Origin of the sequence: Devosia insulae DS-56, from assembly GCF_000970465.2 — a bacterium.
Taxonomy (GTDB): domain Bacteria; phylum Pseudomonadota; class Alphaproteobacteria; order Rhizobiales; family Devosiaceae; genus Devosia_A; species Devosia_A insulae.
In genome coordinates this window covers 1-13,162 of record NZ_LAJE02000097.1, presented here as the reverse complement: position 1 = coordinate 13,162, position 13,162 = coordinate 1, and the positions used below count along the sequence as shown (strand labels likewise).

The window sequence follows — 13,162 nt, the reverse complement described above, 5'->3', positions numbered from 1 at the left end:
TCCGTACCCTGCTCAGGATCAACGTCCTAAACGCCTTCCAGCCACCACGACGACGACCAAACTCAATGCAAGGACAGATGGAACTCAGCCTCAATCCACCATCACCCAAAAATCCCGGACAGTAGTGCGCGAAAGCGGGGATCTCCGTTTGCGATGGTGCCGCGGGCGAGGAAACAGAGGTTCCCGCTTTCGCGGGAATGACCCGGTGGTAAGTCCAAAGCCCGGTGCAGTTCGACGGTGAGTGGCCTAGTTCAGCTCACGCCGCTCGACGAACTCGAACGCCGTCTTGTCGCCCACACGCAATGCCAGGTGCTGCCGGTCGAGCTCGGCCAGCCACGCCGTCCATGAGCAGGGGCTCATGCCGTCGTCCTGGCTCGGCGTTTCGGTCGGCGCCGTGGGCCGGGCGAAATTCAGCGCCAGCCTCGCCCGTACCTGTCCGTTCGGATCGGGAACGCGGCGCAGAGCCGGCTTGCCATGACGCGCCGTCACCCAGTTCTGGATATCGCGGTGTTCGATGAGAGTGTGGGTATTCATTCTGGCCTCCCCTCAGATGCCCTAACTAATCCCCCAACGCCGGTCCGACGGTTCCGTTCCGCCCGTTTCGGCACCCTTCTGATTTGTAATTATTGCAGCTTGCGGCCGGCTCTGGCAGCCGATCTTCAGGCCCCCGCTACGGCCGCGGCGTATTGACTTGGCCAAGCGGTTGATCGCATTGCCAAGACGCACGTTCCTCAATTCTTGTAGACCTCAGGCCCGGGCGCGCCGCAGCACTTTTTCCACACGCGTCCGCTTGGCGCTCGCCTCGATCGAGGCGAGTCGCGCCTCGAGCAGCCGCACGAATGCCGCTTTATGCGCCGCGTCGATCACTGGCAGCGCCTGCTCGGCATACATCGGGAACTGGTTCGGCGCCGCACCCTCGAGGCGCTCGAGCAGCACCGGCAGCGCCTTGCCGCCATGTCCGGCTGCGGCAAGTTTTGCGAGGATCGCCACCGCCTTGTCCTTGGCGATCACCGAACCCTTGTCCGCCGCCGCGATGATCTTCGGCAGCTCGGCCAGCACCCCCTCGGGCTGCAGCGATGTGATCGTCTCGATCGCCTGCAACGCACCCCAGACATTGCGGTTGTTCTTGCCGCCGAGCAGGGTCAGGAACGCCTTGGCATGCGGCGCCACCAGCTCAGGCGCCCGCTCACCCAGCTCGTACAGCACCTTGATGGCGTCGTTCGAGACCGCGGTCGAGCCGGTGGCGAGCGCCCCGGTCAGTTCGGCGATGGCGGCGGCATCCGGCTTTGCCGCCAGCGCCTCCGCCAGCTCGACATTGGGCTGCTCGTCGTTGCGCCCCAGCGCCGAGGCGAGTTTGCCGAGGACGCTCATGCGCCGATCGCGGTGTCGAGCGCCAGGGTGATCATCTCCCGAAGCGACGACTGCCGGTCCTCGGCGCTGAGTTCTGCATGGGTGATCAGGCAATCGGTCATCGTGCAGATGGCCAGCGCCTTGCGATCAAACCGCGCCGCCAGCGTATAGAGCGCCGCCGCTTCCATCTCCACCCCAAGGATGCCGTGCGCCGGCAGCCGGCCATAGCCGGTAAGGCCGGGCTCGATGTGGTAGAAGATGTCGGACGAGAGCATGTTGCCCACGTGGTAGCGCATCCCGGCCTTCTCGGCCCGCTCGACGCTGTCGCGCAACAGCCCGAAATCGGCGATCGGCGCGAAGTTGAACGGCGTGAAGGCGTCGCGGACGATCGCCGAATCCGTCGTCGCGCCCTGCGCGATGATCAGGTCACGCACCTTCACCTTGGCATTGAGTCCGCCGCAGGTGCCAACCCGGATCAGCTTCTGCAACCCGTAAACGTTGATCAGCTCGTGCACATAGATCGACAGCGACGCCTGCCCCATGCCGGTCGCCTGCACCGAAACGGGCTTACCCTTCCAGCTGCCGGTATAGCCGAGGCAGTTGCGCACCGAGTTCACCAGCCTGGCGTCTTCGAAGAAGTTCTCCGCGATCCACTTGGCGCGCAAGGGGTCGCCGGGCAGCAGCACCGCTTCGGCATAGTCACCGGGCTTGGCGTGATTGTGCGGGGTCATTTCGGCCTCTCGTAGTTTTGAGTTTCGGCCATCCAAACCCTTTGCAGATGACATGCGCAACCCCTATATGTCCCGCGCATTAACCCCCTTTGTTGGGAGCCTCACATGGTCGCGAAAATCTTCATCGACGGCGAAGCCGGTACCACGGGTCTGCAGATCCGCGAGCGCCTTGCCGGTCGTCGCGACCTCGAGGTGATCTCCATTGCCCACGACAAGCGCAAGGATCTGGAGGAGCGGAAGCGCCTGTTGAACCTCGCCGATGTGGCGATCCTCTGCCTGCCCGACGACGCGGCGAAGGAGAGCGTGTCGCTGATCGAGAACGACACCACCAAGGTGATCGATGCCTCGACCGCACACCGCATCGCCGAAGGCTGGGCCTATGGCTTTGCCGAAATGGACAAGGCGCAGTCCGCCGCCATCGCCAATGCCACGCGGGTCGGAAACCCGGGCTGCTGGCCGCAGGGCGCCATCGCAACGCTGCGCCCGCTGGTCGAAGCCGGCCTCGTGCCGGCCGATTTCCCGGTTACCGTCAACGGCATCTCCGGCTATTCCGGCGGCGGCCGGTCGATGATCGAGGACTATGAGGCAAAGGGCGAGGACGCCAACGAGTTCGCGCTCTATGGCCTCACCTTCAAGCACAAGCACCTGCCCGAGCTGCAGAAATACGCCAAGCTGGCGCATACCCCGCTGTTCCAGCCCGCCGTCGGCAATTTCCGGCAGGGGATGATCACGGCCGTGCCGCTGCAGCTGTGGACCCTTGCCAAGGTGCCGACCGGCGCGGAGCTCCATGCCGCCATCGCCGACCACTTTGCGGCGATCCCGCAAAGCTTCGTCGATGTCGCGCCGCTGTCGGATCTCGAGCGCAGCCCCGAGCTCAACCCCGAACTCTACAACGACACCAACCGCATGCGCCTGCACGTCTTTGCCAATGACAGCAAGGCCCAGGCGCTGCTGGTCGCGGTTTACGACAATCTCGGCAAGGGTGCGTCAGGCGCCGCGGTGCAGAACCTCAACCTGATGCTCGGCGTCGCCGCGGACACCAGCCTGGCGGCTTGACGCCGTCCCGACTGCAGCAGACGGCCCCCTCCCATCCTCCCCCACAAGGGGGGAGGTGCCCCGCCGGTGCTTTGGGTACGATCGAGCGATAGCCTCGACTCTTCACCTCCCCCTTTACGGGGGACTTCGAGCCGTCCCGCAGGGCAAATCGCTCCAGTGGAGCGATTTGAGGCGAGAAGGCCATGAGAGCTACGCTCGAATGGCGAGGGAGGGGGCCGTCTCGATCAGTAGAGCAGCCCCTAAATCTGCAGCCCGCGCAGCAGTTTCGGCCCGTTGCGGTCGAGGCCGGCAGCGCGGGCGATCAGCAGGTCCTTGACCGGCGGCAGTCGGTCGACCACGCCCATGCCGAAATCGCGCAGCGCCCGCACCGGCGCGACGTCGTTCGAGAACAGCCGCACCATCCCGTCGGTTACCATCGCCATCAGCGCGGTGTCGAAGCGCCGCCAGTGCTGGTAGCGCTCCAGCACGTCGGCCGCGCCATGGTCCTGCCCGAGCCGGATCGCGTCGATCACCACCTCGGCCAGCGCCGCCACATCCTTGAGCCCCAGGTTCAGCCCCTGCCCGGCCACCGGATGCACCACATGCGCCGCGTCGCCGATCAGCGCCAGCCGTGGCGCCACGAAACTCCTGGCGATCTGCAGCCGCAGCGGGAAGGCCTGCAGCCCCTCCTCGAGCGTCACGCGCCCGAGGCTCGAACCCATCACCGCCTCGATCTCGGCGGCGATCGCCTCCTGCGGCCAGCCCTTCAGCTCCGCCGCCCGCTCGCTGCTCTCGGTCCACACGAGCGATGACCGCCGGCCTGGCAGCGGCAGGCTGGCGAATGGCCCGGCCGGCCGAAAATGCTCGTAGGCCGTGCCTTCATGGTCGAGTTCGTGCGTGATGGTGGTGACCAGCCCCGATTGCCGGTAGTCGTGCGAGATCACCTCGATACCAGCCATCCGCCGCAGCGCCGATTGCGCCCCGTCCGAGGCGATCACCAGCGGCGCCGTGATGCTTCGGCCATCGGCAAGGCTCAACCGGGCCGTGCCGGGCTCGGCCGCAAAGCCGGTGATCTCCACCGGCGCGATGATCTCGACGCCCTCGCCCAGCGCACCGAGCAAGGTCTCGGCCACCAGCTGGTTGGGCACCAGATGGGCGAACGGCTCGCCCGGCGCCACGTCGCCCAGAAAACTCAGGAACAGCGGCCGCGAAATGTCACCGCTGCCGGAATCGGTGATCTTCATCTGTTTGACCGGCTCGGCGCCGATCGCCATCGCGGTCCACACCCCTAGCTCGACGAAGATGCGGCGCACTCCGGCGGCGATCGCCGAAGCGCGCTGATCCTTGGGCACCGAGAACGGCCGTCGATCAAGCAGGGCGACGCGAAGACCCTTCATCGAGCGGCCCAGCGCCAGCGCCATGGTGAGGCCCACCGGCCCGCCGCCCACGATCACGATGTCAAAGCTGTCGGCCATGAGCAAAACTCCGCTTCGTCGCTATGTCGGACGTCTCGGCGCGCCACGCAAGGCGATGCTTTGCCGCGCCGCCCTGCTGCACAAAGTGTCAGCACATCGATCGATTCTGCCCAACTTCTGTGCATGAACCTTGGGCAGATCGGTCAGCTGCATCGTCTCTAGGCAACTTGCCGCTGCTTTTCCTTAATAGAATCATAAGGTTGGCGATTGCGGCCGCAGTTTGGCACGCGACTTGAGTCTGTTTGAGCCGATTGGAGACCGTCCAACACGTATCGAAAGGGGCATCCATGAAGCTGGTGATTGCAATCATCAAACCGTCGCGCCTGGAGGAGGTCCGTCAGGCCCTCAACTCGCTCGACGTCCACGGCATGACCGTGACCGAAGTCAAAGGCTATGGCCGGCAGAAGGGCCATTCCGAAATCTATCGCGGCACCGAGTATGCCGTGCATTTCCTGCCCAAGCTCAAGATCGAGATCGCTGTCGACGACGCCCAGTCCGACGCCATCGTCTCGGCAATCCGCGAGAGCGCCCAGACGGGCCGCATCGGTGACGGCAAGATCTTCGTGCTCGACCTGTTGGCCGTCACCCGCATCCGCACCGGCGAAACCGGCGCGGCCGCGCTCTGATGCCGCTATCCTCTGGAGAAACCCCAATGACAGACTTGAAGTTGTCAAAAGTCCTGGGAGCTGCGGCACTGGCCTCGCTGGCTCTCGCTCTGCCCGCCCTGGCGCAGGATGCCGCGGCGCCGGCCGCTGAAGCCGTGGCCGAGGTGGTCCCCATCATCGACAAGGGCGACACCGCCTGGATGCTGGTCTCGACCATGGTCGTCTTCGTGATGATCGTGCCGGGCCTCGCCTTGTTCTACGGCGGCCTGGTGCGCTCCAAGAACGTGCTGTCGATCCTCAGTCAGGTGCTCGGCGGCGTCGCCCTGATTGCCCTGCTCTGGGTGGCCTACGGCTATACGCTCGCCTTTGGCGGCACCGAGGGTGGCCTCTCTCCCATCATCGGCGATTTCTCCAAGCTGTTCCTCTCGGGCGTCACGATCGAGTCGACCGCCGCCACCTTCTCGGCCGGCTTCCAGCTGCCCGAACTGGTGTTCGTGGTGTTCCAGCTCACCTTTGCCTGCATCACCTCCACCCTCATCGTCGGCGGTATCGCCGAGCGCATGAAGTTCGGCGCCGTGATGCTGTTCCTCGCCATCTGGTTCACCTTCTCCTACCTGCCGATCGCCCACATGGTCTGGGCCGGCACCGGGTACCTGTTCGGCCTCGGCGCCTATGACTTTGCCGGCGGCACCGTGGTGCACATCAACTCCGGTGTGGCCGCACTCGTCGCCGCCATCGTCCTCGGGCCGCGCACCGGCTTCCTCAAGGAACCGATCCCGCCGCACAACCTGACCTTCGTCTTCATCGGCGCGGGCCTGCTGTGGTTCGGCTGGTTCGGCTTCAATGCCGGCTCGAACCTCGAAGCCAACGGCCTCACCGCCCAGGCCTTCCTCAACACCATCACGGCTCCGGCCGCCGCGGCCCTGGCATGGGGCCTGGCTGAAAAGTTCAGCCGCGGTCATGCGTCGCTCCTTGGCTTCGCCTCGGGTGCCGTCGCCGGTCTCGTCGCCATCACCCCGGCCGCCGGCTTTGCCGGCACCATCGGCGCGATCGTCCTCGGCGCCATTGCCGGTGTGGTCTGCCTGTGGGCCGTCGTCACCTTGAAGCCGATGTTCAAGTATGACGACTCGCTCGACGTGTTCGGCATCCATGGCGTCGGCGGCATTGTCGGTGCGCTGGGCACCGCGTTCGTCGCCAGCCCGACCTTCGGTGGTTACCCGCTGGCCGGCTACGAGATGTGGAGCCAGTTCATCAAGCAGCTGACCGGCGTCGGTATCGCCATCGTCTGGTCGGCCGTGGTGGCACTGATCGCCATGTTCATCGTCAAGGCAGTGTTTGGCGGCGCCCGCGTCACCGAGTCGGCCGAAAGCGATGGCCTCGATCTGTCGAGCCACGGCGAGCGCGCCTACAACTGATCCTCTCGACGCGGGCGGGGACCTCCTCCCCTTCGCCCGCGTCCAACTCCGGAGAGCCGGGTTGCGGCTCGACTCTCCGACCCCGGGAAACAGGCTACGGCCCGGTTCCCACCCGCTGATCGCGGCGTGCAGCTCACGTACCTCTTGGCCCGCCACAGAGGCTTCCCACTCGCAAACCGCGTGGGCTGCACACCCCGGTCAACGGCGTCCGGGCCCGGAAACGGGACCGGCACCCGCTCCGCCAGGCGATTGCCGCGCTGCTCAGTTTCTGGGCAGCGCCGGGTCGTTGACCGCCCAAAATCTAAGCACTTTGCTGCCAGCGAAGCGGTAGGGTTTTGCGCAACGGCGTAACTCATTGAAGTCGCTGCGCTCTTTCCGACCGTTCAACTGGCACGCGGCTTGATTGCCTTGCCCCCGAATTAGCCCGGATGCGAGCCGGGTTTGCTTGGGAGGCTTCAATGGCTGAGTCCGCTGGGCTCGACGTATTCTTTGTGCTGGTCGGCGCAATCCTGGTATTCGCCATGCATGGCGGCTTCGCCTTCCTCGAGCTGGGGACGGTGCGCGGCAAGAACCAGGTCAACGCGCTGGTCAAAATCCTGGTCGATTTCGCCTTTTCGACCCTGGCCTACTTCGTCATCGGCTATTCCATCGCCTACGGCGTCACCTTCTTTCACAACGCCGCAACGCTCTCGGGCGGCGGCGCCGGCTTTGCCCCGCAGGGCTTCAGCCTGGTGAAGTTCTTTTTCCTCGCCACCTTCGCTGCGGCGGTCCCCGCCATCATCTCGGGCGGCATCGCCGAGCGGGCCAAGTTCTGGCCGCAGGTGGTTGCTGCTGCCGTGATCGTCGGGCTGATCTATCCGTTCTCCGAGGGCATCGTCTGGAACGCCAATTACGGCATCCAGGCCTGGCTTGAAGCAACCTTCGGCGCCCGTTTCCACGACTTCGCCGGCTCCATCCAGGTGCATGCGCTGGGTGGCTGGCTGGCGCTCGCCGCTGTGCTGCGCATGGGCCCCCGCATCGGCCGCTACGGCCCGAACGGCCGGCCGTTTGCGCCCTCCTCGATCCCCTGGCTGGCGCTTGGCACCTGGCTGCTTTGCATCGGCTGGTTCGGTTTCAACGTCATGTCGGCCCAGTCGGTCGCCGGCGTTTCCGGGCTCGTCGCCATCAACTCGCTGATGGCCATGGTCGGCGGCATCATCGCCGCCGTGGTGGTCGGCCGCAACGATCCGGGCTTCACCCATAACGGCGCGCTGGCCGGCCTCGTCGCCGTCTGCGCCGGCTCCGACCTCTACCACCCGCTGGCGGCGCTCGCCGTCGGCGCCGTGGCCGGCATCATCTTCGTCAAGGGCTTCACTTGGACCCAGGAGAAGCTCAAGGTCGATGACGTGCTCGGCGTCTGGCCGCTGCATGGCCTCTGCGGCCTGTGGGGCGGCATCGCCGCCGGCATTTTCGGGCTCGAAGCGCTGGGCGGCATGGGCGGGGTGTCGTTCGTCACCCAACTGGTCGGCTCGCTCGCCGTCTCCGCTTACGCTTTCGCCGCCGGCTATGTGCTGTACTGGCTGTCCAACCGCTTCGCGCCGGTGCGCCTCAGCGACGAGCAGCAGCGTCGCGGCGCCGACCTGTCGATCCACTCGATCGGTGCCGAACCCGAGTTCTGAGCCGGGCGGGAACGGTTCTCCTTCCGCGCTCGTTGAGAGAGCGGAAGGAGAGTCCCATGTCTTTCATGAGCAAGGCAAAGTTCATCGATTTTCCGGCGATCGCCTTGATCATCGCGATCATCCTCGTGCCAGTCGCCATCGCGCTCGTCGTTTAGAGTGTCTGCGCGATTGGCCTCATCGAATGGGCGGCGACCCACGGAGTCATTCCCGCGAAAGCCGGAATCTCCGTTTGCGGAGCGTGCGGCCAAACCGAGATCTCTGCTTCCGCGGCGCTGACCGGTGCCGGACGCGACCCAGTCCCTTAGCGCGCCCCTCCCGTCCCGCTTGCCGCCACTGAAAAACCTCTCTATGAGTTGCTTTGTTCAGCCAGCCACAGGGAGGCGCGACATGACAGCATTCCGACCTCGCCTCGCAGGGTTTACCTCCGGTCTGCACCGTTAGGTTGCCCGCGGTCCCCCTGAGGACCAATTCCCGTAGAGCGCTCTTCATCAAGTAGCGCGGCTTTCGAACCGGCCGGATTTCCGGCTCTTTCCAGTTTTGCTCTTTTCCGGGACCGGATGGCTGCCTCGTGCAGCGTCCGGACAAACGACATGGCTTCTTCCAAGAAAACTCAGCGTGGTCAGGCCTATGGCAAGGTGCTCGGCTTCGCCGCCGCACACTGGCGCAAGCAGCCCAAGCGCGTTGCGCTCATCATGGGCCTGTTCTTCATCGAGACCGTCGCCGACATCCTGACGCCGTTCTTTGCCGGTCGGCTGGTCGAGGCGGTGGCAAGCGGCGCCGCAACCAACGAAATCGCCTGGAACGGCGCGATGACCGCCTTCCTGGTCATCGTGGCGCTCGGCGCCGCCTCGGTGCTGGTCCGCCAACTGGCCTTCCAGACCATCATCGCGCTCACCCTGCGCATGATGAGCGATATCGCCCAGAACGCCTTCCACCGGGTACAGCGCTTCTCGTCGGATTGGCACGCCAACTCCTTTGCCGGCTCCACCGTGCGCAAGATCACCCGCGGCATGTGGGCGCTCGACAGCCTCAACGACGTGATCATGATGGCGCTGCTGCCCTCGCTGGTGATGCTGGTCGGCACCACGGTGATGCTGAGCCTGTTCTGGCCGGTGATGGGCCTCGTCATCGGTGTCGGCTCGCTGATCTACATCGCCGTCACCGTCAGCCTCTCGACCCTGTGGGTGGCGCCGGCGGCGAGCCTTGCCAATGCCTGGGATACCCGCATGGGCGGCGCGCTCGCCGATGCGGTAAGCTGCAATATCGTGGTCAAGGGCTTTGGCGCCGAGGACCGCGAGGAGGCCCGTCTCGGCCACGTCGTCGACAAGTGGCGCCGACGCACCTCGCGCACCTGGAACCGCGGCACGCTCAACGGCACCATCCAGAACACCATGCTCTGGGTGCTGCGCTGCACCATTATCGGCTCGGGCCTGTTGCTCTGGCAGAGCGGTGCCGCGACGGCCGGTGACGTGACCTTCGTCATCACCACTTTCCTGGTGCTGCAGGGGTACCTGCGCGATATCGGCCAGCACGTGCGTAACCTGCAGCGTGCCGTCAACGACATGGAAGAACTGGTGGCGCTCGACGACCAGAAGCTCGGCATCGAGGACAAGCCCGGCGCCAAGCCGATGGCGGTCAAGGCCGGCGCCATCGACTTCGAACACGTCGATTTCCACTATGGCGTGCATCTGAAGCCGCTCTATCGCCAGCTCGACGTGCATATCGCGCCGGGCGAGAAGGTCGGCCTCGTCGGCCATTCCGGCTCGGGCAAGACCACCTTCGTCAAGCTGATCCAGCGCCTGCACGACGTCTCGGGTGGCCGCATCGTCATCGATGGCATCGATATCCGCGACGTGCAGCAGGCCTCGCTTCGCCAGCAGATCGCCATCGTGCAGCAGGAGCCGGTGCTGTTCCACCGCTCGCTGGCCGAGAACATCGCCTACGGCCGGCCCGGCGCCACCCGCGCCCAGATCGAGGAGGCGGCAAAACTCGCCAACGCCCACGATTTCATCGCGAGACTCCCCAAGGGCTACGAGACGCTGGTGGGCGAACGCGGCATCAAGCTCTCGGGCGGCGAGCGCCAGCGCGTCGCCATCGCCCGCGCCTTCCTGTCGGACGCGCGCGTGCTGATCCTCGACGAGGCGACTTCCAGCCTCGACAGCGAGAGCGAGCTGTTGATCCAGCAGGCGATGGAACGGCTGATGGTCGGCCGCACCACCATCGTCATCGCCCACCGGCTCTCGACCGTGCGGGCCCTCGATCGCCTGCTGGTGTTCGACGGCGGCAAGGTGGTCGAAGAAGGCACACACGAGCAGCTGGTGAAACGCGACGGCGGCATCTACCGCCGGCTGTTCGAGCGCCAGGCACTTGAGCTGATCAAGGGCCTCGAGGCGGCCGAGTAAGCAACCACGACCCGGTCCGGTTCTTCGGGCCGGGTCACTCTCCCGGCGTCCAGGGCGTCAGCCGAGGGATCCATCGCCGGACATTGGCCCGGTAGTGCTCGTACTGCGCGCCAAAGCTGCGACTCAGCGTCGGCTCTTCGTAGCTGATGACGAACAGGTGGACGGTGAGCCAGATCACCGCGCCATAAGCGAGAACCGGCAGACTGCCGAACAGCAGCGCCTGCCCGAGGATCAGCGACACCACGGCCACGTACATCGGGTTGCGCACGAACCGGTACGAGCCGGTGACCACCAGCGTCTCGGTCGGATAGACCGGCGCCGGCGTGCCACGGCCCTGCAGCGCAAAGTGGGTAAAGGTCTCGGCCAGCAGCACGCCGCCGAGCAGCAACAGCAGGATACCGGCCCAGCGCACGGGCTCGATGCCGCCGAGCGGTGGCCCCACCTGCCAGCCGGAGATCCAGTACGGGATCAACCCGGCGACGACGCCTGGCGCGACGAACAGGAAGATCACCGAGCCGGTGATCGGTGCGATGCGATCGCCAATGCCAGACATCCGACCCTCCCTTTCGCCGGGAGGCTAGCGCGTCCGACTGGAACGAAAAAGGGCCCGCACGAAGCGGGCCCAGTTAGGCGGAATCGGGTGCCGTTACTTCGGCAGCAGGACCTTGTTGACGACGTGGATCACGCCGTTCGACTGGTTCACGTCGGTGATGGTGACGCGGGCGATGCCACCGCTCTCGTCGACGATATAGACCCGGCCGCCTTTGGCGACGGCGGTGAGGGTATCGCCGCTCAGCGTCTTGAACGCCCAGCTGCCGCCGGCCTCGGTGGCCTTGGCGAGCAGATCTTCATAGGACCAGGACCCCGCCGCCACATGCGCGGTCAGGATCTTGACCAGCATCTTCTTGTTCTCAGGCTTCAGCAGCGTATCGACGGTGCCGGCCGGCAGCGCCGCGAAGGCGGCATTGACCGGGGCGAACACGGTGAACGGGCCGGCGCCGGACAGCGCCTCGACGAGGCCCGCGGCCTTCACCGCCGCGACCAGCGTCGTGTGATCCTTCGAGTTGACCGCGTTCTCGATGATGTTCTTGGTGTCGTACATCGCGGCGCCGCCGACCATCTTGGTGGCAGCGAGCGTCGGCAGCGTGGTGGCGCCGAGCGCCAGGATGGACACCGCGAGCAGCGTCCGGAGGGTGTTGTGCATGATCGTCTCCCAAGGGGCGGCCCTTGCCACCCGCGCCAAGAGCTACGGGCCATGCAGCGAATTAGTTTTGTTGGCGCGCGATTTGTGATCGGATAGCTTCATCGTCAAATGCCGATGGATATTTCCACGGAGCGGTTGAAATCGCGCCCATTCCTCCCGACCTGAGCCCGATGACCACACTCCCCCTCTCCATCCTCGACCTCGCGCCCGTCTCCGAAGGCACGTCGACGCCTGATGCGCTCAGGCACATCATCGCCCTCGCCAAGCTCGGCGACGAGCTCGGCTTCACCCGGCTCTGGTACGCCGAGCATCACGGTATGCCGTCGATCGCTTCGTCCTCGCCGGAAGTGCTGATTGCCACCGCCGCGGCCAATACCTCGCGCATCCGTGTCGGCTCGGGCGGCGTCATGCTGCCCAATCACGTGCCGTTGCGCGTCGTCGAGACCTACCGCACCCTCAACGGCCTCAATCCCGGCCGCATCGATCTCGGCATCGGCCGCGCCGGCGGCAGCGATGGCCGCACGCTGCAGGCGCTGCGTTCGGTGGGTGGCGAGTATTTCGCCCAGGAACTGGCCGAGATGCTGGCCTTCGAGGAAGCCAACTTCGCCCCCGACCACCCGTTCCACCAGGTCATGGTGGTGCCCGAGCGGGTCGAGCTGCCGCCGGTCTACCTGCTCGGCTCGAGCGGCGCCAGCGCCCAGGCCGCCGGACAGCTGGGCGTCGGCTATTCCTTCGCCGCCCATTTCAGCGCCACTCCAGCCGGCCCAGCCTTTGCCGCCTATCGCGCCGCCTTCACCCCGACCGACGCCTTCCCCAAGCCACACGCCATCATCGCCGTCTCGGCCCTGGTGGCGCCCACAGACGAGGAAGCGCAGTTCCTTGCCCGCTCGCAGGAGCTGATGTGGGCGCTGTTCCATTCGGGGCAGGTGCGCAAGCTCGTCTCGCCGGAAGAAGCGGCGGCGCATCAATATTCCCCGCACGAGACCCGCATCATCGAGGGCCAGCGCCCGCTGTGGATCGTCGGCTCGCCCTCGACAGTGAAGGCGGCGATCGAAAAGAAGGTCGAAGAGTCCGGCGCCGACGAGGTGATGGTCACCACCACCATGTACGACTACGAGCTGCGGCTCCGCTCGTTCCGCCTGCTTTCCGAGGCCTTCGGCCTCTAGGTCACTTCCGCCTCTGCACCGACCCTTTCAGTCGGCGCTTCCCTCCCCCTTGAGGGGAGGGATTGAGGGAGGGGGTGGTCCTGTGATCACCGATGGACCCCCACCCCCAACCCCTCCCCTC

12 protein-coding genes are annotated in these 13,162 nt (G+C 65.8%); 6 read left to right on the top strand and 6 right to left on the bottom strand.

The window, feature by feature from the left end; translation table 11 throughout:
* Positions 1 to 246 precede the first annotated feature (246 nt).
* The 3 genes from VW23_RS06665 to deoD all read right to left on the bottom strand — a co-directional run bounded on the left by VW23_RS06665 (position 247) and on the right by deoD (position 2,081).
* Entirely contained in the window at positions 247 to 534 is a 288-nt protein-coding gene (locus VW23_RS06665; protein ID WP_069908801.1) for a hypothetical protein, read from the bottom strand.
* Between the two features lie 213 nt (positions 535 to 747).
* Positions 748 to 1,371, bottom strand: coding sequence for a hypothetical protein (locus VW23_RS06660; protein ID WP_069908800.1), 624 nt, complete (start codon positions 1,369 to 1,371; stop codon positions 748 to 750).
* Positions 1,368 to 2,081, bottom strand: coding sequence for a purine-nucleoside phosphorylase (deoD, locus tag VW23_RS06655; protein WP_055875224.1), 714 nt, complete (start codon positions 2,079 to 2,081; stop codon positions 1,368 to 1,370). Before deoD ends, VW23_RS06660 begins: the two co-directional genes overlap by 4 nt.
* A gap of 105 nt (positions 2,082 to 2,186) precedes the next feature.
* Between deoD and argC the strand changes: the two genes are divergently transcribed.
* Positions 2,187 to 3,137 (top strand): N-acetyl-gamma-glutamyl-phosphate reductase, encoded by a 951-nt coding sequence (argC, locus tag VW23_RS06650; RefSeq protein ID WP_069908799.1) that lies wholly within the window; start codon positions 2,187 to 2,189, stop codon positions 3,135 to 3,137.
* A gap of 239 nt (positions 3,138 to 3,376) precedes the next feature.
* On the opposite strand, the gene VW23_RS06645 is transcribed toward argC, so the two are convergent.
* Positions 3,377 to 4,591: an FAD-dependent monooxygenase gene (locus VW23_RS06645; RefSeq protein ID WP_069908798.1), complete on the bottom strand. Its 1,215-nt coding sequence runs from the start codon at positions 4,589 to 4,591 to the stop codon at positions 3,377 to 3,379.
* Positions 4,592 to 4,878: 287 nt separating this feature from the next.
* Here VW23_RS06645 and VW23_RS06640 point away from each other — a divergent pair, with 287 nt between their 5' ends.
* From VW23_RS06640 to VW23_RS06625, 4 genes are all read left to right on the top strand, one after another.
* Complete coding sequence (locus VW23_RS06640; protein WP_055046886.1) at positions 4,879 to 5,217, top strand: P-II family nitrogen regulator; 339 nt, start codon at positions 4,879 to 4,881, stop codon at positions 5,215 to 5,217.
* Between the two features lie 26 nt (positions 5,218 to 5,243).
* The gene (locus tag VW23_RS06635; RefSeq protein ID WP_069908797.1) at positions 5,244 to 6,611 is read left to right on the top strand and encodes an ammonium transporter; all 1,368 of its coding nucleotides are present in this window, start codon (positions 5,244 to 5,246) and stop codon (positions 6,609 to 6,611) included.
* Between the two features lie 458 nt (positions 6,612 to 7,069).
* The gene (locus VW23_RS06630) at positions 7,070 to 8,269 is read left to right on the top strand and encodes an ammonium transporter (RefSeq protein ID WP_069908796.1); all 1,200 of its coding nucleotides are present in this window, start codon (positions 7,070 to 7,072) and stop codon (positions 8,267 to 8,269) included.
* Between the two features lie 590 nt (positions 8,270 to 8,859).
* On the top strand, positions 8,860 to 10,671 hold the full coding sequence (locus VW23_RS06625) for an ABC transporter ATP-binding protein (protein ID WP_069908795.1): 1,812 nt from the start codon (positions 8,860 to 8,862) through the stop codon (positions 10,669 to 10,671).
* A gap of 34 nt (positions 10,672 to 10,705) precedes the next feature.
* On the opposite strand, the gene VW23_RS06620 is transcribed toward VW23_RS06625, so the two are convergent.
* Entirely contained in the window at positions 10,706 to 11,224 is a 519-nt protein-coding gene (locus VW23_RS06620; RefSeq protein ID WP_069908794.1) for a methyltransferase family protein, read from the bottom strand.
* A gap of 93 nt (positions 11,225 to 11,317) precedes the next feature.
* Positions 11,318 to 11,875: a fasciclin domain-containing protein gene (locus VW23_RS06615; protein WP_069908793.1), complete on the bottom strand. Its 558-nt coding sequence runs from the start codon at positions 11,873 to 11,875 to the stop codon at positions 11,318 to 11,320.
* Positions 11,876 to 12,045: 170 nt separating this feature from the next.
* Between VW23_RS06615 and VW23_RS06610 the strand changes: the two genes are divergently transcribed.
* Entirely contained in the window at positions 12,046 to 13,041 is a 996-nt protein-coding gene (locus VW23_RS06610; RefSeq protein ID WP_069908792.1) for an LLM class flavin-dependent oxidoreductase, read from the top strand.
* The last annotated feature ends 121 nt before the right edge of the window (positions 13,042 to 13,162 follow it).